We start from the raw sequence: 24634 nt of genomic DNA on the forward strand, positions 1-24634 counted from the left end.
ATAATTAAAATGAAAAAAAAATCATTTATTCTTAGTTGTTTATTCATTGTGCTGGTGATCTATCTAACGCCTGCTAAATTGATAGAGCATTTAACCCCTCCCAATAATCAAGTTCAACTAAGTGGTTTTAGTGGTAGTGTTTGGTCTGGAACTATTGGTTCTGTTATTTCTAAAGATGCATCATTTTCAAATGTAGAATTTGCTGTTAGTCCGGTGGCATTATTCGCGGCAAAGTTGTCATTGGCGATTGAAATACCCAAAGGACCAATAAAAGGTGAGTTTAATATTAGTTTAACCAAAGAATTAGATAAGTCGATTGAGATATCAAATGCTAATATTTCACTGGCTGCTAAGTTTTTAGAGAAATTTATTCCGGTTAGAGGTGCTTCTTTAGAAGGCAAAATTACCACGAAAGATTTTGATTTAATGACTGAAAATAAAAAGGTTAAATTTATTGAAGGGCATTTAAATTGGCGTAGCGCTGTTGTTGGTTTTCAAGGACAGAAGTGGCCTTTAGGTAACTTTTCTATTAAATCATCGACCGATGAAAAATCTAAAGTAATCACATTGGAATTAGTTAAAGCTAAAAACAAACTAGGTTTACAAGGAAAAGCAACCTTATCTCCAGATGGAATGATGGCATTTACAGGCAGTATTTCGACTGATATCGACCAGTCAATTTATAAGACTGTTGCACTATTTAATAATGGCAAACCAGCGAATGGTCGACTACCAATTCAATACAGACAAAAAGTTTTTTAACATTTAAAACTAGCCAACAGGAAAGCTATTTTGGGACAGTTAGTTAATTGGCAGTCGATTGATACTGTTTTACTGGATATGGACGGTACTATTCTCGATCTCGCTTTTGATAACTATTTCTGGTTAGAGTTTTTGCCTCAAAAGTATGCAGAGAAAAATCAACTTTCATTAGAGGAAAGTAAGTTGTTTTTAGCGAATAGCTATGGTGCTATTGAAGGTAAACTGCAATGGTACTGTCTCGATTTTTGGAGCGAAAGATTACAGTTAGATATTGCCGCTCTTAAATATTCAATAAAAGAAAAAGTGGCATTTAGACCTGGTGCTATTGAATTTTTGGAGTTTCTCCTCGAGCAGAAAAAACACGTTTATCTCGTTACCAATGCTCATCCTAAAAGTTTAGAAATTAAATTGCTAAATGTAAGTTTTCATCAATATTTTAAAGATTTAAGTAGTTCTCATTCGTTTGGTTATCCTAAGGAAGAACAATCTTATTGGTTATTATTACAAAAAAAATATCAATTTGATTTAAAACGAACCTTATTTGTTGATGATAGTGTTAAAATATTAAAGTCAGCAGAGCAATTTGGAATTAAGCACCTTTTAGGTATTGCACAGCCTGATATGGGAAAGGGCATTATTGATACTGCTCCTTTTGATTCTATTAGTGATTTTAAGAAGATAATTTATAATGACTAGCAAACCTCAAATTACTGATAAGAAACAAGTTGCTAAAACTCGAATTTTTTGTGTAGAAGAGTTATCACTTGAATTTTCAAATGGTGAAAAACGTATCTTCGAACGAATGGTGTCTGGCCGTAGTGGTGCAGTTATGATTATTGCTGTCACAGAGAAAAATGAGTTTATACTCATTCGAGAATATTCTGCGGGCACAGACGATTATCAATTAGCTTTTCCTAAAGGATTGATGGAAGAGGGCGAAAATATTATGGATGCTGCTAATCGCGAATTAAAAGAAGAAGTTGGCTTTGGGGCTAATCAGCTCGAACCACTTAAAGGGATGAGTTTGGCTCCCGGATACTTTTCACATAAAATGAACTTGATACTGGCTCGTGATTTATACGCTGAAAAATTACCGGGAGATGAGCCGGAACCGTTAGAGGTGGTTTATTGGCCTGTTACGGAGATTGATTCATTGCTTGAGCAACAAGATTTTACCGAAGCTCGCTCTATAGCTGGTTTGTTATTGGCAGAACGCCATTTAAAAAAGGAACATTAAAATTGAATGTAGCTCAATATCCTCTAAATGAAATAATGCAAGAGTTGATTATTACCGCAAAAAAAGCAGGTAATGCCATTATGGATGTTTATAACAGCGATGATTTTAATGTGCAGATAAAGGGTGATGATTCGCCTTTGACACGCGCAGATCTCGCTGCTCATCATATCATTATTGAGCGATTACAAGCTCGCTTCCCCGATATTCCTTGCCTTTCAGAAGAAAGTACAGATCTTACTTTTGCTGAGCGCAAAAGCTGGCAACAGTGTTTCATTATTGACCCTTTAGATGGTACAAAAGAGTTCATTGCGAGAAATGATGATTTTACGGTAAATATAGCTCTTGTTACTAATCATAAACCAGTCGCAGGTGTTATCTATGCGCCTGTGCTCGATACGGTTTATTATGCAGCAGAAAATGAGGGCGCTTTTAAACAAGTAAAAGATGAAGCGCCTACTAAAATATCTGTTAGAAAACTTCAAAAGAAAAATGGCCAAAACCATTTTACGGTTGTTGCTAGTCGACGTCATGGTTTAGAAAAAGTAGAAACGCTTTGCCAAAACTTTTCCAGTTATGATCTCACAAGCCGTGGTAGTTCATTAAAAATGTGTTTAGTTGCAGAAGGAAAAGCTGATTTATATCCTAGGCTCGCACCAACATCAGAATGGGATACCGCAGCTGCGCAGGCTATTGTTGAGCAGGCTGGTGGGCAATTATTACAACTCGATTTTTCTGAAATGGCTTATAATCAAAAAGAATCATTACTCAACCCATTTTTTTTGGTTCTTGGGGATCCTGAGTTTGATTGGAAAGCTTCACTAGTTGTATCTTAAGTGGCGTTGATATTCGCTTAGAATAATATTGAAAATTTAAAGATAAAACAGATTGAACAAAACGGGAACTTTAAAGCTCCCGTTTTTAGTGATTAATATTTCAGTATTAAAAGTTTAGGCAAATAAATCCGAACAGGTATCGCGTTCTTCTTGAAGCTCTTTCTCTGATTCTTTCATTTTTGAAACAATAAAGTCATTGTTTTCTAGCCCGGTAACGATTGTCCAGTCACCATCTTTGCAGGTTACAGGGTATGAGTAAATTAAACCTTCTTCAATACCATAAGAGCCGTCAGAGAATACTGCCATAGAAACCCAATCACCTTCATCTGTTCCTAAAGCCCAGCTTCTCATATGATCAATAACACCATTAGCTGCTGAAGCTGCTGAAGACGATCCTCTTGCGGCAATAACTTCTGCACCACGTTTGGCTACTTTTGGCATAAATTCATCGCTAGCCCAACTATTATCAATAATACTTGTTGCTGCCTCATCACCAATTGAAGTGTGTGTAATATCTGGTACTTGAGTCGTTGAATGGTTGCCCCAAATAGTCATCTTTTTAATGCTATTCATTGGTTTACCTGACTTTTCTGCGATTTGATAAATTGCGCGGTTGTGATCTAGTCGCATCAAAGCCGTGATATTACGAGGATTTAGGTTAGGTGCATTTTTCATTAAAATGTAAGCATTGGTATTGGCTGGATTTCCAACAACACATATTTTTATTGCTGGGTTGGCTACGTCGTTAATAACTTTACCCAAGGTACTAAATATTTTCCCATTGTCTTTTAATAAGTCAGCACGTTCCATACCTGGTCCTCTAGGCTTAGCACCTACCATTAAACCATAGTCGGCATCCTTAAATGCTACAGCGGCATCATCGGTGCAAACAACATCGTGTAGTAGTGGGAATGCACAATCATTTAGTTCCATTTTTACTGCTTCTAGCACTTTTAAAGCGGGTGTAATTTCTAATAGTTGTAAAATTACAGGTTGATCATTGCCTAACATTTCGCCAGATGCGATACGGAACAATAACGAATAGCAAATTTGGCCAGCAGCTCCAGTCACTGCAACGCGTACAGGTTGTTTCATTTCTAATTTCCTCAATTTTCAAAAAAGTAGCGGTAACTCTAGTGCGTGCGATTTTACCACATTGCAGAGCGCTTACCTACTCCCTGCCTGGTTTTGTGTGTTTCTTAATTAAAACTAAATAGGTTGGCTTTTTTTTAATAAATGAGTATGCTTATTAGTACATTGGTTCAACTTAGTACATTGATTTAACTGTTTATGGGTAGTGGATTGTTTCGTCGAAGCTTATCAATCATTTTGATTGTGCTGATATCGGTTCAGCAGGCTTACTCATTCGCCAATGCTTCCTGTCAAATGACCACCCATGATGATATGGCTGCCCACCATGGTATGAGTAATATGCCTGAAGTTACCGAAAATTGCTGTGAGAGTGATATCAGTTGTTTTAAGGCGACTTGCTCTGTTACTGCAGGATATTCAATGTTTGCCAATGAAGTTAATAGTTTTTCAATAATGAATATGAAGTCATCCACCGTGACTTTACCATTATTTTCGCTGAAGTTAAGCTTATCAAGTCGGTTGTTTCGTCCCCCTATTTACGAATAAAGCAGGATAGATCTACTTAAAATTCAAGTTCAGGCAAGGTGATTACTTGAGTTTTTATTGAGATATCTGTTTCCTATGTCCGTCTATTATATTCGACGGTGACTCATTTTATTTTTTACATACGTCAGCGTGCTATTAGAGTGAGCGGTGAATTACTACTTGTGCTAATAGTTTTGATATGAAATTTAGCGAGGAATTGACAAATAATGTATATTTTGTTGATGAGAATAGTTAAAAATAATTGGTTAGCTATTAGTATTAAAATAATCTTGTTATTGCAAGTAATCACTTTTCCAATCGCTCAAGCAGAGACATTCCCCGTGTTGAGTTTTTCGTCTGCTGTTCAAATGGGACAAACTAATGATCCTTGGTTGGTGAGAAATTTGCATCAGCAAAAATCAATAGAATCAAAAAGTTTTGCGGTTAATTTACGACCAGCTCCTAAAGTTAGTTTGGGAATAGTTAACTTACCAATTGATAACATGCGCTTTAATCAAGAAGGAATGACACATTTTAAAGTTGGTATTTCACAAGTATTTTCACGAGGAGATACACCTGCATTAAAGGCAAAGCAGTACCAGATTATGAGTCATCAATTTCCTTTTATGCGCCAAGATAGGAAAGCCAAAGTTGAAGTGTTAGTTGGAAGTTTATGGTTAGACATTTTTAGGGCCCAACAAAGTATTCAGTTAATTAAACGTAATAAAGTGTTATTTGAACAACTAGCGGACATTGTTCAAGCCGGTTATTCGTCGGCTATTGGTAATGCTCGTCAGCAAGATATTATTCAGGCACAGTTAGAGTTGACTCGGCTTGAAGATAAGTTGTTATTGTTAAAACAAAATCAAAATAAGTATAAGCAACAATTATCAGAATGGTTAAATGATTATTTCGTTAAAGGTGAGTTATCATCATTAGATAATGATAAAAATAATACTTTTTTTTCGGTTGAACCTGTTTTGCCTCAACTTCAATTATCAAATCGAATAATAAACCATAACCCTGCAAACAATATGCAACAAAGCTTATTAAAAGCTTTAATACATCATCCTGCCGTTTTAGCCTTAGAAAAAAAAATAAGTGTGAATAAAATAAATGTTGAATTGGCAAAGCAAAAAGATAAAACACAATGGGGAGTTAATGCAAATTATGGATATCGAGAAGATAATAATCAATTAGGTTTAGAACTCTCTGATTTATTTTCAGTGGGGATTACTTTTGATATACCTTGGACTAACCGTCGTCAAAATGCTAAACAAGTTCAATCAGAAATTGATTCTACATCTGCTGCAAAAACAGAAAAGTGGTTGTTACTGCGCGACTTAATAGCATCCTTCAAAAGTTTAACTGCTCAGTTAAAACAAATTGATAAACGTCTAATATTATATAAGCAACGGTTACTCCCTCAAGTTCATGAGCAAGCTGAAGCAGCGCTAACTGCTTACACTAGCGATGAAGGAAGTTTTTCTAGTGTCGTCCGAGCGAGAATAGCCGAGTTGAATGCTCAACTTGATGAATTAAGTATTAATGTAGAAAAACAAAAATTAATACTTCAACTGAGCTATTTTTTTAAGGGAACGAGTAACATCTCAGCAAAGAGTGAAGCTTTAATTGGAGATACAAATGAATAATCTGACTAGAATACTGATTGTATTTTTCATAGGGCTTTTGTCGGGAGTTTTAGTTGTTTTTTTCTTTTCTTCTACTGACAATGAAAACGTTGAAAATAAAGATAAACCCCTTTATTGGGTTGCTCCTATGGATCCTGAATTTAAGAGAAATGAACCGGGAAAGTCACCAATGGGAATGGATTTGATCCCGGTTTATGTTGAAAATAAAGCCAGTAAAGATAATCAAATCGGTGTTGTAAGTATCTCGCCAGAAGTGGTTAATAATTTAGGCGTTAGAACGGCACTTGTTACGCTTGGTTCTTTATCGCCAACAATTAGAACTGTTGGATATGTAAGGTATGATGAAGATCAATTGGTTCATGTACATCCAAGAGTTGAAGGGTGGATAGAAAAATTACATGTGAAAGCTGCAGGTGATCCGGTATTAAAAGGACAGCCATTATATCAAATATATTCGCCAACTTTAGTCAATGCTCAGGAAGAGTTTTTATTAGCCATTGAAAGAAAAAATCAAAGGTTAATCAAAGCGGCTGAAGAACGATTGAAAGCATTGCAATTACCTGAAGATGTGCTTAAAAGCTTAAAAAAAACAAGAAAAGTTCAACAAAATATTATGTTCTATGCACCGCAAGATGGGGTTGTTGATAATCTTAATATTAGAGAGGGTTTTTTTGTTAAGCCGGGAACGACATTAATGTCAATTGGTACACTCAAGCAGGTTTGGGTTGAAGCAGAGGTCTTTGAACGCCAAGCTTTTCAAGTTGCTACAGGTGATAGAGTGACTATGTCTTTAGATTTTATTCCGAGTAAAATTTGGGAAGGCCACGTAGATTATATTTATCCAACTTTAAATCCTGAAAATAGAACATTAAAAGTGAGGCTTCGTTTCGATAATCATTCTGGTGAACTAAAGCCGAATATGTTTGCACAGGTTATTATTCATAATAAGCCCATTAACCACTCATTGATGATTCCACGTGAAGCTGTCATTCGTACTGCTAATTCTAATCGTGTAGTACTCGCATTAGGCAATGGTCAATTTCAATCGGTTGAAGTTATGTTAGGACGGTTTGATGAAGCATTCATAGAAGTAGTTCAAGGATTAAAATTAAATGAAACTGTAGTCGTTTCTGCTCAATTTTTACTTGACTCAGAATCAAATAAAAATGCTGGCTTAAAAAGAATGAGCATTCGTGAAACCGATAAAGTTGAATCGGCGAGTGTTAAGGGAGTTATTAATAATATAATGACTGAAGAGCGTTTACTTAATATTAGCCGAGAAGCAATAAAAAAATGGAATAGAGAGGCCGATACGATGGATTTTATAGTACAAAATGATATTTCTTTAGAGCCCTTGAGCGTAGGAATGCAGGTTCAATTTACTTTTCATGTGAGTGACGATAGGCTAATCATTTCATCAATAGAACCTTTAAGTAATCATCTTAACTCTGGGTTTAATGAGGGAGTTAAACAATGATTAAGGCAATTATTCAATGGTCTGTTTATAATCGTTTTTTAGTGCTATTAGCTTCTGTTTTTTTATCAATTATGGGCATTTTTTCTTTAAAGCAAACGCCTATTGACGCAATTCCAGATCTTTCTGATGTACAGGTTATTATAAAAACAACTTTCCCTGGGCAAGCACCGCAAGTTGTTGAAGATCAAGTGACTTATCCATTAACAACTGCAATGCTGTCTGTGCCTGGCGCTGAAACGGTTAGAGGGTATTCTTTTTTTGGAGATTCTTTTGTTTACGTTATTTTTGATGAAAATACAGATTTATATTGGGCGCGTAGCAGAGTGCTTGAATATTTAAGTCAAGTTACGCCTAATTTACCTGCTAGTGCAAAAACACAATTAGGTCCTGATGCAACCGGTGTTGGTTGGGTGTTTGTTTATGCTTTACAGGACAAAACAGGAAAAAATGATATTAGTCAGCTTCGTAGTATTCAAGATTGGTTTCTGAAATTTGAATTACAAACGGTTCCGGGTGTTTCTGAAGTGGCTGCTATTGGAGGCATGGTTAAGCAATATCAAGTTAAAGTTAATCCTGATAAATTAAGAGCATTCAACATACCTTTAACCCACATTCAAATGGCAATTAAACGAGGTAATCAAGAAGTCGGTGCTTCAGTGATTGAAATGGCCGAAGCGGAATATATGGTGAGAGCGACAGGGTATATTAAAAGTAAGGCTGATTTAGAAAATATTCCATTAGGTGTTAATCAAAATGGTACTCCTTTGTTATTAAAAAATATTGCTGAAATTGACCTGGGACCACAGATGCGAAGAGGAATTGCTGAGCTAAATGGTGAAGGGGAAACGGTGGGTGGAATTATTGTTATGCGCTCTGGAGAAAATGCTCAGCAAGTCATTAGTGATGTAAAAAATAAATTAGAAACATTAAAAAAAGGGTTACCTGATGGTGTCGAAGTCATAACTGTTTATGATAGAAGTGCATTAATACAGAGAGCCGTCAATAATTTATGGTTTAAGTTGGCCGAAGAGTTTGCTGTAGTCGCTTTAGTTTGTATGGTTTTTTTATTCCATATTCGTTCATCACTGGTTGCCATTATTAGTTTACCTATTGGTATTCTAACCGCCTTTGTCGTTATGTATATGCAAGGGTTAAATGCTAATATCATGTCTTTAGGCGGTATTGCAATTGCGATAGGAGCAATGATTGATGGTGCTATAGTAATGATTGAAAATATGCACAAACATATTGAAAAGACGCCATTAAATGAAACGAATCGATGGGAATTGGTTGTTAAATCTGCGGTAGAAGTTGGCCCAGCATTATTTTTTAGTTTATTGATTATTACCGTGAGTTTTATTCCTGTATTCACACTGGAAGCGCAAGAAGGCAGAATGTTTTCTCCTTTAGCTTATACAAAAACTTATGCTATGGCTGCATCTGCTGCCTTAGCTATTACACTAGTGCCAGTTCTAATGGGATATTTTATTAGAGGAAAAATTTTACCAGAAAATAAAAATCCTATTAATCGAACCTTAACTTCTATTTACTTGCCTTTATTAAAGCAAACTCTCAACTTCCCTAAAGCGACTTTATTTTTGTCAGGTGTTATTTTTGTTATTGGCCTTTGGCCTATTAATAAAATAGGAAGCGAGTTTATTCCTCCATTAGATGAAGGCGATATTATGTATATGCCAACAACTTATCCTGGGATTTCTATCGGTAAGGCCAGAGAGCTGTTACAACAAACGGATAAATTAATTAAAACTTTACCTGAAGTCGAAAGTGTTTTTGGTAAAGTTGGTCGTGCAGAAACTGCGACGGACCCTGCTCCTATTACTATGATAGAAACTTTTATTCAACTTAAACCCAAAGAATTTTGGCGAGAAGGTATTACTGCTGAAAATATTAAACAAGAGCTTAATTCTATTGTTAATTTGCCCGGTGTTACCAACTCGTGGGTGATGCCAATAAAAACAAGAATTGATATGTTAGCAACGGGTATAAAAACACCTGTTGGTATAAAAGTGTCTGGACCACAATTATCACAAATTCAAAAAATAGGGCGACAGTTAGAATTAATTTTAAAAAATGTTAGAGGGACTGCTTCTGTTTACTCAGAGAGAGTGGCTGGAGGTCGTTATATAAAAGTTGATATACGGCGAGAGAAAGCCGCTAGGTATGGTTTGAATATTGCTGATGTACAGCAAGTTGTTGCTACGGCTATTGGAGGGATGAATGTTGCTGAAACTGTAGAAGGTGCAGAAAGGTATCCGATTAATATTCGATATCCGCAAAACTATCGGAGCTCACCAGAACAACTCGCTTTGCTGCCTATTATTACCGATTCGGGGCAACGAATTGCGTTAAGTGATGTTGCAGATATTTTTGTTGAGGATGGTCCTCCAGGAATAAAAAGTGAAAATGCTCGGTTGAATGGATGGGTTTTTATTGATATTGAAAATATCGATGTTGGGCATTACGTTGAACTAGCGCAACAAATAGTTGAAGAAAAATTAAAGTTGCCCCCTGGGTACGCAATTAGCTGGTCTGGTCAATATGAATATATGTTAAGAGCGAAAGAAAAATTGACTTATGTTGTTCCATTCACATTGGGAATTATTATACTTTTATTATTTCTTAATTTTCGCAGTTTAAGTGAAGTGTTGATTATTATGGGAACACTTCCATTAGCGCTTATTGGTAGTCTCTGGTTAATGTATTGGCAGGAATATCATTTTTCTGTGGCTGTTGGGGTTGGCTTTATTGCTCTGGCTGGTATTGCTGTTGAAATTGGTGTCATTATGTTGGTTTATTTAAATCAAGCTTATACTGCCTTAGTTGATGAAAACAAGCTGCAAAGCGTTTTGCTAGATAAGCAAAAAATACAACAAGCGGTTTTAAAAGGTGCAGGTCTAAGAATTCGTCCAATTATGATGACTGCGCTATCTATTATTATTGGTTTATTACCTATATTATGGGGCAAAGGAACGGGATCTGAAATTATGAGTCGAATCGCTGCACCTTTAGTTGGTGGGATGATTAGTTCAGTATTATTAGCGCTTTTTGTTATTCCGGTTGTTTATTATTTGTGGCGATTAAAACAATTAGCTAAATGAAAAAGCGAATCAGTTTTAATTATTGTATGGATATTCCTTTGCCTAATTGGCAGGACTTGCTGCGGTATCTTAGCAACAAACTGCCTTGTATACATTTCCATCTTACTTGCCGCGCTTTATTAATATAGGGTTCTAAAATAACCGTTTGATTAGCTAAGGCACTATTACCATTACCAAATAATAAAGTAATGGTTTTTTGATCGCTTTTAATGGCTAATGGTAAATGTACATTTGAGGAGGGAATATTTAAGTTTAGCTGTTGATTATGCTCTGGTAATGTTGAATTAGCTAAAAACTGTTTTTCTAGCTGCTGCGCATTAAGAGAAAATTGTGTCAGTGCTTGGGCAAATAGCTGTTTCTCATGAAAGTCACGGTCGTTATACACGGCATAACCAATGCCTATGATGATAAGAAATGATAATATCAGCGTGATAATGATGTTTCTCAACATAGTGCATTTAGCTCCTTAGACTGAGCGTTCTATTTTTATACTCGTTGTCAGCTGAATAAAGGTTAAACAAAATTGCCACAATTGAGCATGATTTAGCCAGCATTGAGAACCCGTTACGTAGATTTTACCTGTTAAAATCAGCTAACATAGTCATATTTAAGTTTAGCATATTAATTTTGGAGTAATCTGTGCCTTTGTTAAAGTCATTAATTTGTTTGCAAGGAATGGATAATGGTCGTCGATTTTTAGTCATTAATGTATGTGTGTATATATTATTTCTAATTATAAATCCTTTACTAGCTAAGTCGATTGTTTTGCTTTTGCTGTTTCTCATTCTTACTGGTCCTGTTATGGTTGCTTCTGCTATTCGAAGAAGTTATGACTCCGGTTTTGCAAAAACTTTATCAGTTATTCCTGTAACTACCTTTTTGTTAACTGTTTTTGGCATTACTTTTATTGAACATGGTGCGAGTTACTTTTTACTTATTTTATCGGTATTAGCTACATTAGCCGGTACTACAATCAGTAATGCTAAAATCCGCAGAAATCAAGATTATGTGATGGGGTATGCTGGACCAATTGATATTGTTGAAAATGTAGATACACAAATGGATGCTGCTGGTTTTGAAAGGATAGAGCCGACAATTGTTATTGGTCAGTCTATTAATGAGGCTAATCCCACAACAGCTAAGGACGAACATTCACCGCAATTAGAAGCTGAGCTGACTCATTTTGAAAGAGATCAACAAGTATTTTTACAGAGTCAACAAGTAGCAAATGCGCGTTCTGGCGTTACAGAAAAAGCAGGTCAAGATTGGGAGCAAGTTATTCATCAATGGTTTACGCAAAATAGACAACTCAGTTTATACATGATATCAGCTATTGTTCTAATCACGTTGATAGGTATTGGTTGGTCACTCTTTGATAATGAAGAAGAAAAAGCTGAAAAAGTGATTGAGCAAACGCCGGTGAACGTTGCTAAAGAACGATTAAATAAATTAGAAATGCCCGATAACTATTGGTTGATGATGGATAAAAATGATGCATTAACTATTGCCTGGCAAGGTGATATTAAACAAGATGGAGAGCTATGGTCTTTGGCCACAGCAAAAGGCGATAAGGACTGTACGAGTATTCGTTTTGAAAATGGAAGTAAAGTTCGTAGCGTATTAGTAACGATAAAAAATGAAGGTGATTATTATGCCGACTTTTCGCCACTAGATACGGCTTTTCTGATTGAAGCGATTGCCAAGCGTAGTCGATTTACTTTATGTGGCGTTGACTTTTCTTTGAAAGGGACTCAGGCAAAATTAATGAGTAATAGAAAATATGCTTCTTATTTAGAATCATTATAGTTGATTTTATGAGCCGCAACTTTTAACTAGCGGCTGATTATTTATTTAAGTAATTTTTCAGTATAAAAAGGCTTATTATCTTTGTTTATGATACGTTTAATTTTCAAGTAAGATAAGTGCTTTGGCTTTAGTGATTCTTTTTCCTCCAAGCCATCCCATTATTCCGTGTGAGAAAGGCATTAAAAAGTAAATGAATCCCGAAACTCCTGGGTGGCCTGTTATATAAAGTAGTATTACTGATAAGACTGCAATTACAACGGTAATTAAGTGATGTAATGCGGCGTTAATTGTCATCGTTAATTCAAGCTGATCAAGTTCTAGTTTTTCTCGTAGTGAGTAAGCTCTATATTGAAGCATAGCGAGTAAGCCAAACACACCGATGAGTCCAAATCCGTATAAGTACATCATACTACACCGTTGAAAATAATTGACTAAGTTTGCTTGCTCTGGTGCTACTAATCCGCCAAAAGAATATCCTTCTGGTACTAAGAATAATTCACTGGTGCTGTCTCCAATGATTAAATACCAAAGAAATGTGCAAAGAAATTTTAGTGGAAAGGCGAAAAACATAATGATAAATAAAAAAGCACTATTGATGATGCTGGTTTTTGTATCTTCTAAACCAAAGCGACGAAAAAATAAAAAATGATAGTGCCATGCCATCATAATTAAAATAAAGCTGGCAATAAATGCAGGCAGATCTTTTATTAACTGCCACATATCATAAAACGAACTAGGAGCTGCTGTAGAAACAACTAATAGTGTTATAGTAATTGCAAAAACACCATCAGAAATACCTTCTATTCTTGATACATCACCACCACGCCAGCGAAAGTTAGGATCCGCTGGAGCCCGTTTTTTAAAAAGATGTTCTCTTATCATTATTATTTCTCATTCAGTTGATTAAACTCGGCTTAGTTTATCTCCGTGTTTTATCCATCGACTGCATAATGCTTCAGCTATTTTGGGCGATTGCTGCATTATTTCATCAGCACAAAAGTAAACGTCCGGTAGCATTTCGCTATCACGAATTATGTCAGCAAATTTATATTCTAAAATACCTGTTTGCCGAGTACCCAAAACTTCTCCGGGGCCTCTGAGCTCAAGATCTTTTTCTGCAATGACAAAACCATCATTGGTTTCTCGCATTACATTAAGGCGTTGTTTCGCATTTTTAGATAAAGGAGCATGATAAAGAAGTACACAATGACTCTCTTTTTCTCCTCTGCCAACTCTCCCTCTGAGTTGGTGAAGTTGTGATAAGCCGAGTCGTTCAGGATTTTCAATAATCATTAAGCTTGCATTTGGCACATCAACACCGACTTCAATAACTGTTGTGGCAACAAGCAAGTGCATTTTTTGTTCCTTAAATGCTTGCATAATTTGTTGTTTTTCTTGTGGCTTCATACGTCCATGAATTAGACCCACTTTTAATTCAGGTAGTGCTGCTTGCAGTTGTTCATGTGTTACTTCGGCAGCTTGACATTGAAGCTCTTCTGATTCATCAATTAGTGTGCAAACCCAATAGACTTGTCGATTATCTTGAATGCAGTTTTGTTTAACCCGTTGAATGATTAGTTCTCGCTTGGCTTCGTCCATTACAACTGTTGTAATGGGTTTGCGCCCTGGTGGAAGTTCATCAATGACCGATAGATCCAAATCAGCATAGGCGGTTTGTGCTAGTGTTCTTGGTATTGGAGTGGCGGTCATAATTAACTGATGTGGTTTAATCTGGTTTTGATTGGAACTGACTCCTTTTTCGAGTAATGTCTTTCTTTGCTCTACGCCAAAGCGATGTTGCTCATCAATGACAACTAGTGCCAAATGATGAAATGAGACTTGGCTTTGGAATAGCGCATGAGTACCAATAACCATTTGAGACTGTCCTGTTGAGATAGTTTCAAGTGCTTTTCTTTTATCTGCTGCTGGCATTTTGCTTGTCAATAAGGTGACTTCTATTGCAAATGGTTTAAACCAGCTGACAAAGGATTTATAGTGCTGCTCGGCTAAAATTTCAGTCGGAGCCATAAGTGCTGATTGGAACCCCATTCCTGATACATCAAACATATTGACTGCTGCGACTAGCGTTTTACCTGACCCCACATCTCCTTGTACTAACCTCATCATGGGGTAATTACGTTGTATATCGACTCGAACTTCTTGAATCACTCTTTGCTGGGCTGTTGTTAAATTAAAGGGCAGAGTATCAAGAAATTTTGTGAGCTGAGGATTTATTTTTTTTACTTCATAAGCTTGATAACGCTGAATTTGTTTTTTCGCTTTTTGTAATGCAATGTGTTGAGCAACTAATTCTTCAAAAGCAAGGCGCTTAATCATTAAGTTTTCACCATTTTCAATCGCCGTTAGTGGTACATCAAGTGGTGGTTGATGTAACATTAATAAAGCTTCTGCTAATGGTGGAAAGCCGAGCTTGGTTAACCAGCTTTCTGGTAGCAGCTCAGTTACTTTGGCTCGTTTAAGGTAGCCTAAACCTTGTTGTATGATGGCGTTGATCGTTTTTTGCTGGAGCCCTTCAGTAGTCGGATAGATCGCTTTTAAGCCTTCTTCGAGTTGTGGCGTTGGGTTATCATGAAGGTATTTTATTTCAGGGTGGATCATACTATAGCTCCGTCCGGAGTGACTTATTTGGCCATAGCATTGAACAAACTGTCCTGTGATAAATTGTTTCTTTTGAGCGGTAGAAAAGTAAAACAACCGAATCTCCATGGTGCCGGTATCATCGGATATTTTGCAAACCAGTGAGCGGCGTTTACCAAAAACAATGTTTGCCGTTTCTATCATGCCACATACTTGTGCATATTCTCCTTGTCTCAGGCTAGAAATTGGGTGAATTCGGCTGCGATCTTGATATTTATATGGTAAGTGAAATAACAGATCTTCTAAATTTCTAATTGATAGGTGAGCAAGCCTTTCCGCCACTTTAGGGCCAACCCCTTTGAGTGTACTGACATTAATAGTGGCTAGTTTTGTTTGCAATGAGCTAGTCTTTATTTAGGGGTAATAAATCAACTTGACCTGCAAGAGATTTTTGCAGCGACTCAGCAATAACACTGATTGCTTCTTTTCTTGGAAAGCTTGAGCGCCATGCAAGTATAATTCGTCGTTTTGGAATGGGTTCAGCAAAAGGACGTGAATCTAAGCCAGGGTAATCTGTTTGTTTAGCTAATGCTGTTACTGGCATAACGGTGATGCCCAGTTTCATTGCGACCATATGGCGAATTGTTTCTAGCGAGCTTCCTACAACCCAAGCATCAGAGTTAGCTGAAGGAGAATGACAGTTGGGGCAAGCTGCAACGACTTGATCTCTGAAACAATTACCTTTCCCTAGCATGAGAAGGTCTTTGTTGGGAATATCATCTACTTTAATTTCTGGCATGTTGCTAAATGGATGGCCTTCATAAAATAATGGCATAAAATCTTCATCATAAACTTCAACAGTTTCAATAGCTGGATCAGAAAAAGGCAAGGCTAATACTGCAACATCAATCTCAGCGGTTAGAAGTTTTTTCCTTAGGTTTTCAGTATAGTCTTCATCTATATGGAGCGGCATTTGAGGAAAGTTTTTACGCATATATGGTATTAAAGAAGGGTATAAATAAGGCCCAATGGTGAAAATTGCTCCAATTTTTAAAATACCCTCTAAAGGACTTTTTTGAATGCTTTTGAGATAATTTAGTTTTTCTGCTTCTTCAATGACTTTTTGGGCCTGTTGTACGACAGATTCGCCTTCCGGAGTTATTTCTACTTGGCGCTTTCCACGTTGAAATATAGTGATCCCTAGCTCTTCTTCAAGTTTTCTCACCGCAATACTTAAACTAGGTTGGCTGACGTGGCAAGCTTCGGCGGCTTTGCTGAAGTGTTGCGTTTGCGCAACTGCAACTACATATTTTAGTTCGTTAAGAGTCATAACTATGGCCTAACTGATTGAGTTGTAAATATCATAAAACTATAGAAAAGAAGGTGCAATAAATATTTTATATTACTGTGAATTGTTTTTTGGCTATTTACTGCCATTGTAGTCGTTTTTATTGAATAGAAAAATGCAAAATTCTAGTGACTCTCTTATCTTCGAATTGATAAATAGAAATGTTTTAATTTTTAGCTTGTGAGTCATAAAAACATCGTAAAGATGTTTTCTGAAAAGATGAATGTTAGCTGTATGTTTTTTGAAATAATCGTTTTTTCGCTAGTAGTGTATGTGTTAAACAAACATATGTGTCAATAAATTAAAAGTAATATTCTTGAACAATTAATTGTTTAACAATAAAACATTTTTGTTTAACTGGCTTTGAAACTTTTTGAAATGTTTAGATAATGTTTTTTCAAGTTTTATTCAATTGTTTGTTACTTGTATTTATTGCTGAAAAATAGTCTCATATACATGTAGCATATATTGCTACTCCCTGGTTGTTAACCCTCATTGATCTGCCGATCTGAGGGTCTTTTTTTCTCTCTAAAAAATAAAAGTTAAGTGTTTTTTTTTGATGGCTAAATAAGCTTGCTTGAATTAAATCCAAGTAAAAAGACAGGAACTATTTAAAGTTTATTTTTTAACTAATACTATATTGAAAATCTATATCGTTTGAAGAGTTTTTGGTGTCTTCATTTAATACTTTGATGTGGTGAGTCGTACTAAAAGATTGATTGAATCCATTGCTATTATTCGCTGCTGCTTGATCCGTTTTTAATGTATAACCTTTTTTAGGAAGAGTTACTATTTTTGCATCTATGTGATACTTTTTTAATATTCTGCGTAAATGGCATATTGCATGTGTAAGTCCTTGTTCACCAGTGTATTCATTGCCATTCCAAATGGTTTCAATTAAAAAATTTCTTAAAACTAATTTATTCGGTTTGCTCACTAACTCAATTAACAACTGCCACAACTTGCTTCGCAAGCGTACTATTTCTGTTTTTGTGTGTAGTGTTTGTGTTTCTGTATCTAAGGTACATCCACAAAACTCAATGATAGTATTAGTATTCAAGTGTTCCGTTGTATTCATGTTATATATTCTCAATTTTATTGGATTTTGTAACAAACAGAAATAAATACGAAGGTGATCGTATTAAACTACGAAAATATTCATAGTTCAAGCTTTTAGTATACGTAAAGTTGTTTTCTTTTGTTTTTCAAAATGTATCAAATTATTTTTTTGCTTTTTTAAAGACGTTTTTATTAATGAAAAAGTTTTCTAAGTTGGAAAGAAAGTTGAACTTTATTAATAATTAGCAAAATCAATCTTTATTCAAGATAAATTCCATATTGTAGTGAAATTAACTAATAGAACTTGGAGTTATAATGATTTTCGGGATTTTCGCGACGAAAAAAAACTGATGAAAAAAAGTCGCGTCTAATAACCTGTCTAAATGGAGAGGCGATAAAAAGTTGATAGTTCCTACTTGAAACTAAATATAAAAATGGCCTGAAAATCTAACTAACTTTTGAGGAAAATATTAACATGAAAGAATTTACTGGATTTCGACGATCATTAATTGCGGCGGCAATTAGCGCTAGTATGATAGCTAGTGTTAATGCGGCAAATAATACGTCGAGTATTATTGGAACAGTGTTGACTGATAATAGTTCAACTTATTCTGTTACAGTAAAAGATGTTAACACAGGTAGAGCGAGAACATTAACAACAGCTGCAGATGGAAGTTATCGATTTTCATCGTTGCCAGTTGGTTTATATGAAATAGTTGTAAAAAATAAAGATGGGGATATTGTTGCAGAAGAAACAAAGCGATTGGGATTAGGTTCTAATACAATTGCTGACTTCGATTTATCTGAAGCAAATGGCTCTCAGACAATTCAAATTGTTGGCTCAAGAGTTGCGGGTGTAGATACTTCGTCTATGGATTCAGGATTGGTTGTTTCAGAAGCGCAAATTGATTTAATGCCTGTTGCACGTAATGCGACGGCTGTTCAGCTGCTAGCTGCTGGAACGGTTTCTGGAGATTCAAAGTTTGGTGTTGAAGGTGGTGCTGGTTTTGTTTCTTTCGGGGGATCATCCATTGGTGAAAACTCTTGTTACATTAATGGTCTTGAAGTAACTAATACCAGACAAGGAATTGGGTGTGGTTCGGTTCCATTTGAATTTTATAAAGAGTTTCAAGTAAAAACGGGTGGTTATTCTGCACAGTTTGGTCGTACAACTGGTGGTGTATTAAATGCAGTAACTAAAAGTGGTGGTAATGAATGGGAATTTGCTGCAACTGCTGATTGGACTCCAGAATTTAAAGACAATAATAATAAATCTTATCGCTTAAATAGCACTCGTGATGTTTTTAACGATACTTCGCATAATAAACAGTCATCATTAGATTTTACCTTATCTGCTTCAGGTGCATTAATTGAAGATACTCTGTTTGTTTATGCAATTGTAAATCCTCGTGATACATCTAATACGTTTGCATTTACTCCACTTAGAACAAGATATAATGCCGTTGATCAACTTCGTACTATTGAAGCTTCAGGGGGAGATAATTTATTTTGGGGAGTGAAGTTAGATTGGGAACTGCATGAAAATCATCGATTAAGTTATTTTGGTTATTCTGATCGAAGTGATTCAACTGATGATCGCTACTCTTATGATCCTAATACAGGTACAGTGGGGGCGTTAATTGGTAGTTTTGATCGCAAACGTGGAGGGGAAGTGAATAGCTTTAACTACACAGGCTATATTACAGATGATTTAACGGTAACGGCGCTTTATGGTGAAATTGATACCGAGTATACCAGCCAACCAACAGTGACACATTGTCCAATTATTTCTGACAATAGAACGAACCCTGCAACTCCTGCTCCTTCTTGTGGTGCCGGTGGAAATGTTGGAGACAACTACGACAGTAATAATCAAATTCGTTTAGACATTGAATATGCTTTAGATGATCACTTGATTAGAGCGGGTTATGATTATCAAGATCGTCAATCAAGAAGAACTTCTGATTATGTTGGTGGTCACAGCTATACTTATCTTACATTAGCACCTAATGCCGTTATTCAAGGAACCAACGGTACTATTTATACCAATAATACCAACGCACCAATAGATTATGTCAGTGATCGAATTTTCTCTGGTGGTGGTGACTTTAGTAGTGAATTAACGGCTTATTACATTGAAGATGAATGGCAAATTACGGATGATTTAGTTTTAACAATTGGTGCGCGTAAAGATGCCTTTGTTAATACAGGAACCACAGGCGTTGATTTTGTTGATTTAGAGACTGACTGGGCACCTCGATTAGGTTTTAGCTGGGATGTTGCTGGGGATGGTGAATCTAAGTTGTATGGTACATTTGGACGTTACTACCTACCTGTACCAAATAATACGAATTACCGTGCTGCGGCAGGTGTAAGTGATACAACAACTTACTATACATTCACCGGAATTGATGCAACTGATGGTTCTCCAACAGGTATCGCACCAATTAATGGCAGTGTGTCGGGATCTACCGCGGTTAACTCTGCGCCAGTTGCTCCTAGTGTTGCAACCTTTCAAGCTGAAGAAGCAGAACCTTTCTTTAAAGAAGAGTTTATTTTAGGTTATGAGAGAGAATTAGCTGAAGGTTACACCGGATCGGTTCGTTATGTTTTTCGTGACGTAGGAAGTGCTTTGGATGATTACTGTGGCCCTCTTGCTTCTCCGGCTTCTTGTACTTTAGTGAATCCAGGTGAAGATGGAACATGGTCAATTGATACTGACGGTGACGGCAATCCAGATCCAGGTTCAAAAAGAACTTATACCGCAGCTGAAATTGGACTACCAGATCCTAAAATTAAGTATGAATCATTACAGTTTGAAGTAAAAAGTTCTTCGGAAGATCTTAACTGGACATTTGTTTATACTTGGAGCAGAAGTATAGGTAACTTTGAAGGCGCACTTAAATCGGATATCAACCAAGCTGATGCTGGCCTTACTCAAGATTGGGATTTTCCTGCTTTAATGGATGGGGCTTATGGTTATCTGCCTAATGATCGCCGTCATGGTTTTAAATTCTTCGGTAGTTATAGCTTAAATGACAGTTTGAGCGTTGGATGGAACAGTTCGTTGACCAGCGGTAGACCTTTAAGCTCTTTTGGCCAGGGCTATCCTGATACGAGCGCTAATATCTATGGAAGCTATGGTGATACTTTTTATTTGTACACTAACCAATGTCCAGACACTAATAATAATGGACAATGTGATCAATCTGAAAAAGTTTATATTAAAACGCCAAGAGGCTCTGCGGGACGTACGCCTTGGTTATTTAACTTAGATTTGTCATTAAATTATGACTTTGAAGTTTCAGGTGTGGATATGAGAGCATCATTTGATGTTTATAATGTACTGGATGTACAAGAGATCACTTCACAGAATGAGCATTATGAAGCGCGTCGTTCTGAAGGTACTTTTAACGAATGGTATGGCGCAGCCTATACATGGCAAGCCCCACGTTCGTTTGGAGTTAGTTTGGAAGCACGTTTCTAAGCTGATTTATTCTATCATTTAGTGATTAACTCCCATTGGTTATAAATCAATGGGAGTTTTATTTTGTATACATTCTATCTGTTTTCTTTGAACTTGATGATTGATTAACCGAATGCTAAAGCTGTCATTTTAGCAGATAACCAATAAATATTACGTCTTTGAGCAGGTAGTTGTTGCTTTATTTTCTTAGTGGGTTTAATTTCTATTTTATTTATAACAAGGGTATTAAAAACCTAAAAACTGCATTAAATCAAAAAATTTGTTATTGTTAATGCTTTAGATAATATGAAATCGCAAACTTTATTAATGATTCGGACATTGTCATACTTGATTTCAGGCTCTCAGAAGCCTTTTTGTAAGATAGGTGTTAGTGCGATACTATCAAGTTTCGCATTAAGTTCTTTGCTAATTTCAAACTCTGTTCATGCTAAAGAAGAACAAGCATCTTCTGAAAAGAAGGTTTTAGTGACAGGGTCTCGAATTAAAAAAGTCGATATTAATGAGCTTTCTCCCATTCTCTCCATTAGTCGTGAAGATATTGATAAGCAAGGCTATGCAACGGTTAAAGATGTTATTGCTGGGCTAGCGCAAAACACTGGCGGCACAATTGATAACTCTTTTACATTTGGCTTTACTCCGGGGGCATCATCCGTCAATTTAAGAGGGGTAGGATTCGGCCATACTCTAGTCTTGATTGATGGTAGGCGTTTACCTATGTATCCCATAGGCATTGGGGGCGCGTTAAATTTTGTTGATTTATCTGCAATTCCCATGGCATTTGTTGAACGAATTGATGTTTTAACTGATGGAGCTTCAGCTATTTACGGTTCTGATGCTGTTTCAGGAGTCATTAACATTATTACTCGCAAAGATATTGAAGGTATTTCTATGAGCTATCGCTTCGGAGATACTTCTGAAGGTGGGTATGAAAGCCACCGGTACAATCTAATGACAGGTGCTCGCAATGGTGATACTCAGCTCGATTTGATTTTTGATATATGGAGCCAAAAAGCACTTTGGGCAACTCAGAGAGACTATGCTGCAAGCGATGTAGCTAATTCTCGGGGGCGCTATAGCATTAGTGGGGCCAGCTTTTTAGGCCTTGAAACCGGTCAGGTATACCAACACCCTGATTGCGGGACCGAAAATGATCCGATAGGTGGAAATGGAAAGCCTGATGTCAGGTTTAGTTATTTCAACCCTGGTGAAATTTGGTGTGGATTTGATCGAGCCCCTTACCGTCAATTAGTTGCTCCTCAAGATAGGTTTTCTTTAATGAGCCGCCTATCATATGAAATTAACCCTAGTCTTTCTTTTATTAGCCGTATTGGTTATTCATATGCCAATATGAACATTCAGATGGAACCTAACTTCTATGGTGGTTCATTATTTAATGGGTATGGGAGCGCTGTACCAAATTATGGGGCAATTTTACGCGCTGATGCAATTAATAATCCCACTAGAGGTACTGGATATGATGAAGTTGGGGTTTTTGTTCGTCGATTAGTTGAGTTTGGCCCTCGAACAACCGAAATAGACGAACACTCTATTAACCTTCTAACTGGTTTAAAAGGTGATTTTGCAGATGGAAAGTATGATTGGGAGCTTGGTATTTCTTATAATCGAACCGATTTGGATCAAGATAGAAACTCAATCTTACTAAGTGGATTGAATGCAGCTGTAGATAACGGCCTCGATTTATTTGAACCGATTCCTCAAAATGTTGTGAACGCACTTGGTTATACCGCAAATAGAAACTCTAATTCAAGTAACCAGGTTGTTGATTTTTCATTGTCAGGGGATTTACCGTTTGGGTTTGATGCTGGCCCGGTTCAGTTTGCGATAGCGCTAGAAAGAGTTGCTGAAAAATACAAAGACATACCCGATCCATTAGTGATGCAAGGAGATGCGTTTGATGGGGTTAGTTCTGGAAGAGGTGAGCGTAAGCATTTAGGCTTAGGAGCTGAACTGAGCTTTCCGTTTTCAGAGAGTTTTGACATGGATATTGCTATACGTTGGGATGATTATAATGATGAGTCAAACGTGAATAGTGCGGTCAGTCCTAAAGTTGCCTTTGGTTACAAGATGTTTGATAGTTTTTTTACTCGTCTTTCTTGGGGGAAAAGCTTTAGAGCCCCAGATATGCAACGATTGTTTGGTGGACAAACTCGTAGCTTCATTGATGTTCAAGATCCTTTATTTTTAATTGACGAAAATGGTAATTCTTGTAGCGGAATGCCATCTGATGCCTGTCAGCCGGCTTTAGTGCAATCTGTAAATTTTCTAGTGACATCAAATATTGATCTTGAAGAAGAAAAAGGAAGTAATCTGAGCTTTGGTGCTATTTGGGAGCTGACGGAGCAATTTAGTGTGACTATCGACTACTTTGATATAAAAATTGATGATGTTGTTACTACCTTGACAGCACAATCCCTAGTTGATTCGTGCGTTTATTATGAGCTCTTTTGTGAGTTTATTCAACGGGACTCTGCAGGTACTTTGTATGGCAATGGTGCTTATATTGAAGCTCAAGCTATTAACTTCGTTGAATGGGATACTCAAGGTATTGATGTTGTTTTTAATTATGAGTGGCAAAATACCACTGGTAAATGGTCTACTGCACTGAGTGTGACCAAGGTAGATAAATTTCAAACACAGTTTAAAAAGGAGTTTGGCAAGTTAGAAAATGTTGGATTAGGCTTGTTACCTGAATATAGAGCTAACTTGCTAGTGGATTGGCAATTAGAAAATTTGGGAATGACTGTTCGAGTGAATTATATTGACAAAGTTGGCGGTTATTATTGTACTCCATGCCAAGAAGAGCAATTTATTGATTCTTGGCTGACCTCAAATATTAATATGCGTTATGCTTTTTCCGATTATATACGAGTTCATTTAGGAGTTAACAATGTGTCTAATGAAGCCCCTCCTGAAGATCCATCACAAACTGTATGGCCTTGGTTTCCGGTTGCTGCTGGCTATCATAGCGCTATAGGCAGAGAGCTGTATATTCAGATAGAGAGCAACTTTTAAATACTTGCCTGCACCCCTTTGCTGCTGTACAATTCGCCCGTCCTGACATGGCTGAATTAGTGATTGGCTATGTTGTTTATTTTATAGTTATACTATTTGGAGTACAAAAATGTCACTAACTGCTGAAGCAAAAACACAAATTATTGCAGAATATGCACGTGGAGAAGGAGATACTGGCTCTCCTGAAGTTCAGGTTGCCTTATTAAGTCATCAAATTAACCACCTGCAAGGTCATTTTAAAGAGCACATTCATGATCACCACTCTCGACGCGGTTTATTAAGAATGGTTAGCCAACGCCGTAAGTTATTGGACTATCTTAAAGGTAAGGACCTAGATAGGTATGCTTCCTTAATTAGTCGTTTAGGATTACGTCGATAAGTGATTATTCATCAAAAAAGGGGCTTAGGCCCCTTTTTTGCCATTTTTAAGTCAATTAATATTGTGTTTAGTGATAACTGTGCTTCAATTAGATTTTGGTTATTATTAAAATTATTCAGTAGTCTCAATATAGAAATATAAATACAAAAAGAACGCCTAGGTTATTCAATTGAGATCGATTTAGTATTATTCCAATCAGTTTTACAAAGTCCTCAATTGAATAGTCT

18 protein-coding genes are annotated in these 24634 nt (G+C 36.5%); 12 read left to right on the forward strand and 6 right to left on the reverse strand.

Annotation, left to right across the window (positions count from 1 at the left end; genetic code table 11):
* Positions 1 to 9: 9 nt before the first annotated feature.
* The 4 genes from gspN to cysQ are packed head-to-tail and all read left to right on the forward strand — an operon-like array spanning position 10 to position 2832.
* Entirely contained in the window at positions 10 to 762 is a 753-nt protein-coding gene (gspN, locus tag ACT5E3_RS03295) for a type II secretion system protein N (RefSeq protein WP_444996884.1), read from the forward strand.
* Between the two features lie 30 nt (positions 763 to 792).
* Positions 793 to 1458, forward strand: a complete 666-nt coding sequence (yrfG, locus tag ACT5E3_RS03300) for a GMP/IMP nucleotidase (RefSeq protein ID WP_444996885.1) — start codon at positions 793 to 795, stop codon at positions 1456 to 1458.
* Entirely contained in the window at positions 1451 to 1999 is a 549-nt protein-coding gene (nudE, locus tag ACT5E3_RS03305; protein WP_444996886.1) for an ADP compounds hydrolase NudE, read from the forward strand. Before yrfG ends, nudE begins: the two co-directional genes overlap by 8 nt.
* 2 nt (positions 2000 to 2001) lie before the next feature.
* Positions 2002 to 2832, forward strand: a complete 831-nt coding sequence (gene cysQ / locus ACT5E3_RS03310) for a 3'(2'),5'-bisphosphate nucleotidase CysQ (RefSeq protein WP_444996887.1) — start codon at positions 2002 to 2004, stop codon at positions 2830 to 2832.
* Between the two features lie 114 nt (positions 2833 to 2946).
* On the opposite strand, the gene ACT5E3_RS03315 is transcribed toward cysQ, so the two are convergent.
* A complete protein-coding gene (locus ACT5E3_RS03315; protein ID WP_444996888.1) occupies positions 2947 to 3927 on the reverse strand; it encodes a malate dehydrogenase in 981 nt (326 codons plus the stop codon).
* Between the two features lie 207 nt (positions 3928 to 4134).
* Here ACT5E3_RS03315 and ACT5E3_RS03320 point away from each other — a divergent pair, with 207 nt between their 5' ends.
* From ACT5E3_RS03320 to ACT5E3_RS03335, 4 genes are all read left to right on the forward strand, one after another.
* Positions 4135 to 4470, forward strand: a complete 336-nt coding sequence (locus ACT5E3_RS03320; RefSeq protein ID WP_444996889.1) for a hypothetical protein — start codon at positions 4135 to 4137, stop codon at positions 4468 to 4470.
* A 206-nt stretch (positions 4471 to 4676) separates the two neighbouring features.
* Complete coding sequence (locus tag ACT5E3_RS03325) at positions 4677 to 6101, forward strand: TolC family protein (RefSeq protein WP_444996890.1); 1425 nt, start codon at positions 4677 to 4679, stop codon at positions 6099 to 6101.
* Positions 6094 to 7578, forward strand: coding sequence for an efflux RND transporter periplasmic adaptor subunit (locus tag ACT5E3_RS03330; protein ID WP_444996891.1), 1485 nt, complete (start codon positions 6094 to 6096; stop codon positions 7576 to 7578). Before ACT5E3_RS03325 ends, ACT5E3_RS03330 begins: the two co-directional genes overlap by 8 nt.
* Positions 7575 to 10697 (forward strand): efflux RND transporter permease subunit, encoded by a 3123-nt coding sequence (locus ACT5E3_RS03335; protein WP_444996892.1) that lies wholly within the window; start codon positions 7575 to 7577, stop codon positions 10695 to 10697. Before ACT5E3_RS03330 ends, ACT5E3_RS03335 begins: the two co-directional genes overlap by 4 nt.
* Before the next feature lie 19 nt (positions 10698 to 10716).
* Here ACT5E3_RS03335 and ACT5E3_RS03340 read toward each other — a convergent pair whose 3' ends face one another.
* Positions 10717 to 11148, reverse strand: a complete 432-nt coding sequence (locus ACT5E3_RS03340; protein ID WP_444996893.1) for a pilin — start codon at positions 11146 to 11148, stop codon at positions 10717 to 10719.
* Positions 11149 to 11336: 188 nt separating this feature from the next.
* Between ACT5E3_RS03340 and ACT5E3_RS03345 the strand changes: the two genes are divergently transcribed.
* Positions 11337 to 12503, forward strand: a complete 1167-nt coding sequence (locus ACT5E3_RS03345; RefSeq protein ID WP_444996894.1) for a hypothetical protein — start codon at positions 11337 to 11339, stop codon at positions 12501 to 12503.
* 96 nt (positions 12504 to 12599) lie between these two features.
* Here the strand turns inward: ACT5E3_RS03345 and ACT5E3_RS03350 are convergent, their stop codons facing one another.
* From ACT5E3_RS03350 to ACT5E3_RS03365, 4 genes are all read right to left on the reverse strand, one after another.
* Positions 12600 to 13385, reverse strand: a complete 786-nt coding sequence (locus tag ACT5E3_RS03350) for a TMEM175 family protein (RefSeq protein ID WP_444996895.1) — start codon at positions 13383 to 13385, stop codon at positions 12600 to 12602.
* Positions 13386 to 13406: 21 nt separating this feature from the next.
* Entirely contained in the window at positions 13407 to 15500 is a 2094-nt protein-coding gene (recG, locus tag ACT5E3_RS03355) for an ATP-dependent DNA helicase RecG (protein ID WP_444996896.1), read from the reverse strand.
* A 4-nt stretch (positions 15501 to 15504) separates the two neighbouring features.
* Entirely contained in the window at positions 15505 to 16431 is a 927-nt protein-coding gene (locus tag ACT5E3_RS03360; protein ID WP_444996897.1) for a hydrogen peroxide-inducible genes activator, read from the reverse strand.
* A gap of 643 nt (positions 16432 to 17074) precedes the next feature.
* Complete coding sequence (locus tag ACT5E3_RS03365) at positions 17075 to 17527, reverse strand: winged helix-turn-helix domain-containing protein (RefSeq protein WP_444996898.1); 453 nt, start codon at positions 17525 to 17527, stop codon at positions 17075 to 17077.
* Positions 17528 to 17983: 456 nt separating this feature from the next.
* Between ACT5E3_RS03365 and ACT5E3_RS03370 the strand changes: the two genes are divergently transcribed.
* The 3 genes from ACT5E3_RS03370 to rpsO all read left to right on the forward strand — a co-directional run bounded on the left by ACT5E3_RS03370 (position 17984) and on the right by rpsO (position 24407).
* Positions 17984 to 20995 carry a TonB-dependent receptor gene (locus ACT5E3_RS03370; protein ID WP_444996899.1) on the forward strand — a complete coding sequence of 1004 codons (3012 nt, stop codon included), beginning with the start codon at positions 17984 to 17986 and terminating at the stop codon, positions 20993 to 20995.
* 318 nt (positions 20996 to 21313) lie between these two features.
* Complete coding sequence (locus tag ACT5E3_RS03375; RefSeq protein WP_444996900.1) at positions 21314 to 24028, forward strand: TonB-dependent receptor plug domain-containing protein; 2715 nt, start codon at positions 21314 to 21316, stop codon at positions 24026 to 24028.
* A gap of 109 nt (positions 24029 to 24137) precedes the next feature.
* Positions 24138 to 24407, forward strand: coding sequence for a 30S ribosomal protein S15 (gene rpsO, locus ACT5E3_RS03380; protein WP_444996901.1), 270 nt, complete (start codon positions 24138 to 24140; stop codon positions 24405 to 24407).
* The last annotated feature ends 227 nt before the right edge of the window (positions 24408 to 24634 follow it).

It is taken from the genome of Aliikangiella litoralis (assembly GCF_052495765.1).

Bases quoted from the DNA above. Each gene is read 5' to 3' on its own strand.
- gspN (WP_444996884.1), top strand. From the start codon at position 10: ATGAAAAAAAAATCATTTATTCTTAGTTGTTTATTCATTGTGCTGGTG.
- nudE (WP_444996886.1), top strand. From the start codon at position 1,451: ATGACTAGCAAACCTCAAATTACTGATAAGAAACAAGTTGCTAAAACT.
- ACT5E3_RS03315 (WP_444996888.1), bottom strand. From the start codon at position 3,927: ATGAAACAACCTGTACGCGTTGCAGTGACTGGAGCTGCTGGCCAAATT.
- ACT5E3_RS03325 (WP_444996890.1), top strand. From the start codon at position 4,677: ATGTATATTTTGTTGATGAGAATAGTTAAAAATAATTGGTTAGCTATT.
- ACT5E3_RS03330 (WP_444996891.1), top strand. From the start codon at position 6,094: ATGAATAATCTGACTAGAATACTGATTGTATTTTTCATAGGGCTTTTG.
- ACT5E3_RS03335 (WP_444996892.1), top strand. From the start codon at position 7,575: ATGATTAAGGCAATTATTCAATGGTCTGTTTATAATCGTTTTTTAGTG.
- ACT5E3_RS03340 (WP_444996893.1), bottom strand. From the start codon at position 11,148: ATGTTGAGAAACATCATTATCACGCTGATATTATCATTTCTTATCATC.
- ACT5E3_RS03350 (WP_444996895.1), bottom strand. From the start codon at position 13,385: ATGATAAGAGAACATCTTTTTAAAAAACGGGCTCCAGCGGATCCTAAC.
- ACT5E3_RS03360 (WP_444996897.1), bottom strand. From the start codon at position 16,431: ATGACTCTTAACGAACTAAAATATGTAGTTGCAGTTGCGCAAACGCAA.
- ACT5E3_RS03365 (WP_444996898.1), bottom strand. From the start codon at position 17,527: ATGAATACAACGGAACACTTGAATACTAATACTATCATTGAGTTTTGT.
- ACT5E3_RS03370 (WP_444996899.1), top strand. From the start codon at position 17,984: ATGAAAGAATTTACTGGATTTCGACGATCATTAATTGCGGCGGCAATT.
- rpsO (WP_444996901.1), top strand. From the start codon at position 24,138: ATGTCACTAACTGCTGAAGCAAAAACACAAATTATTGCAGAATATGCA.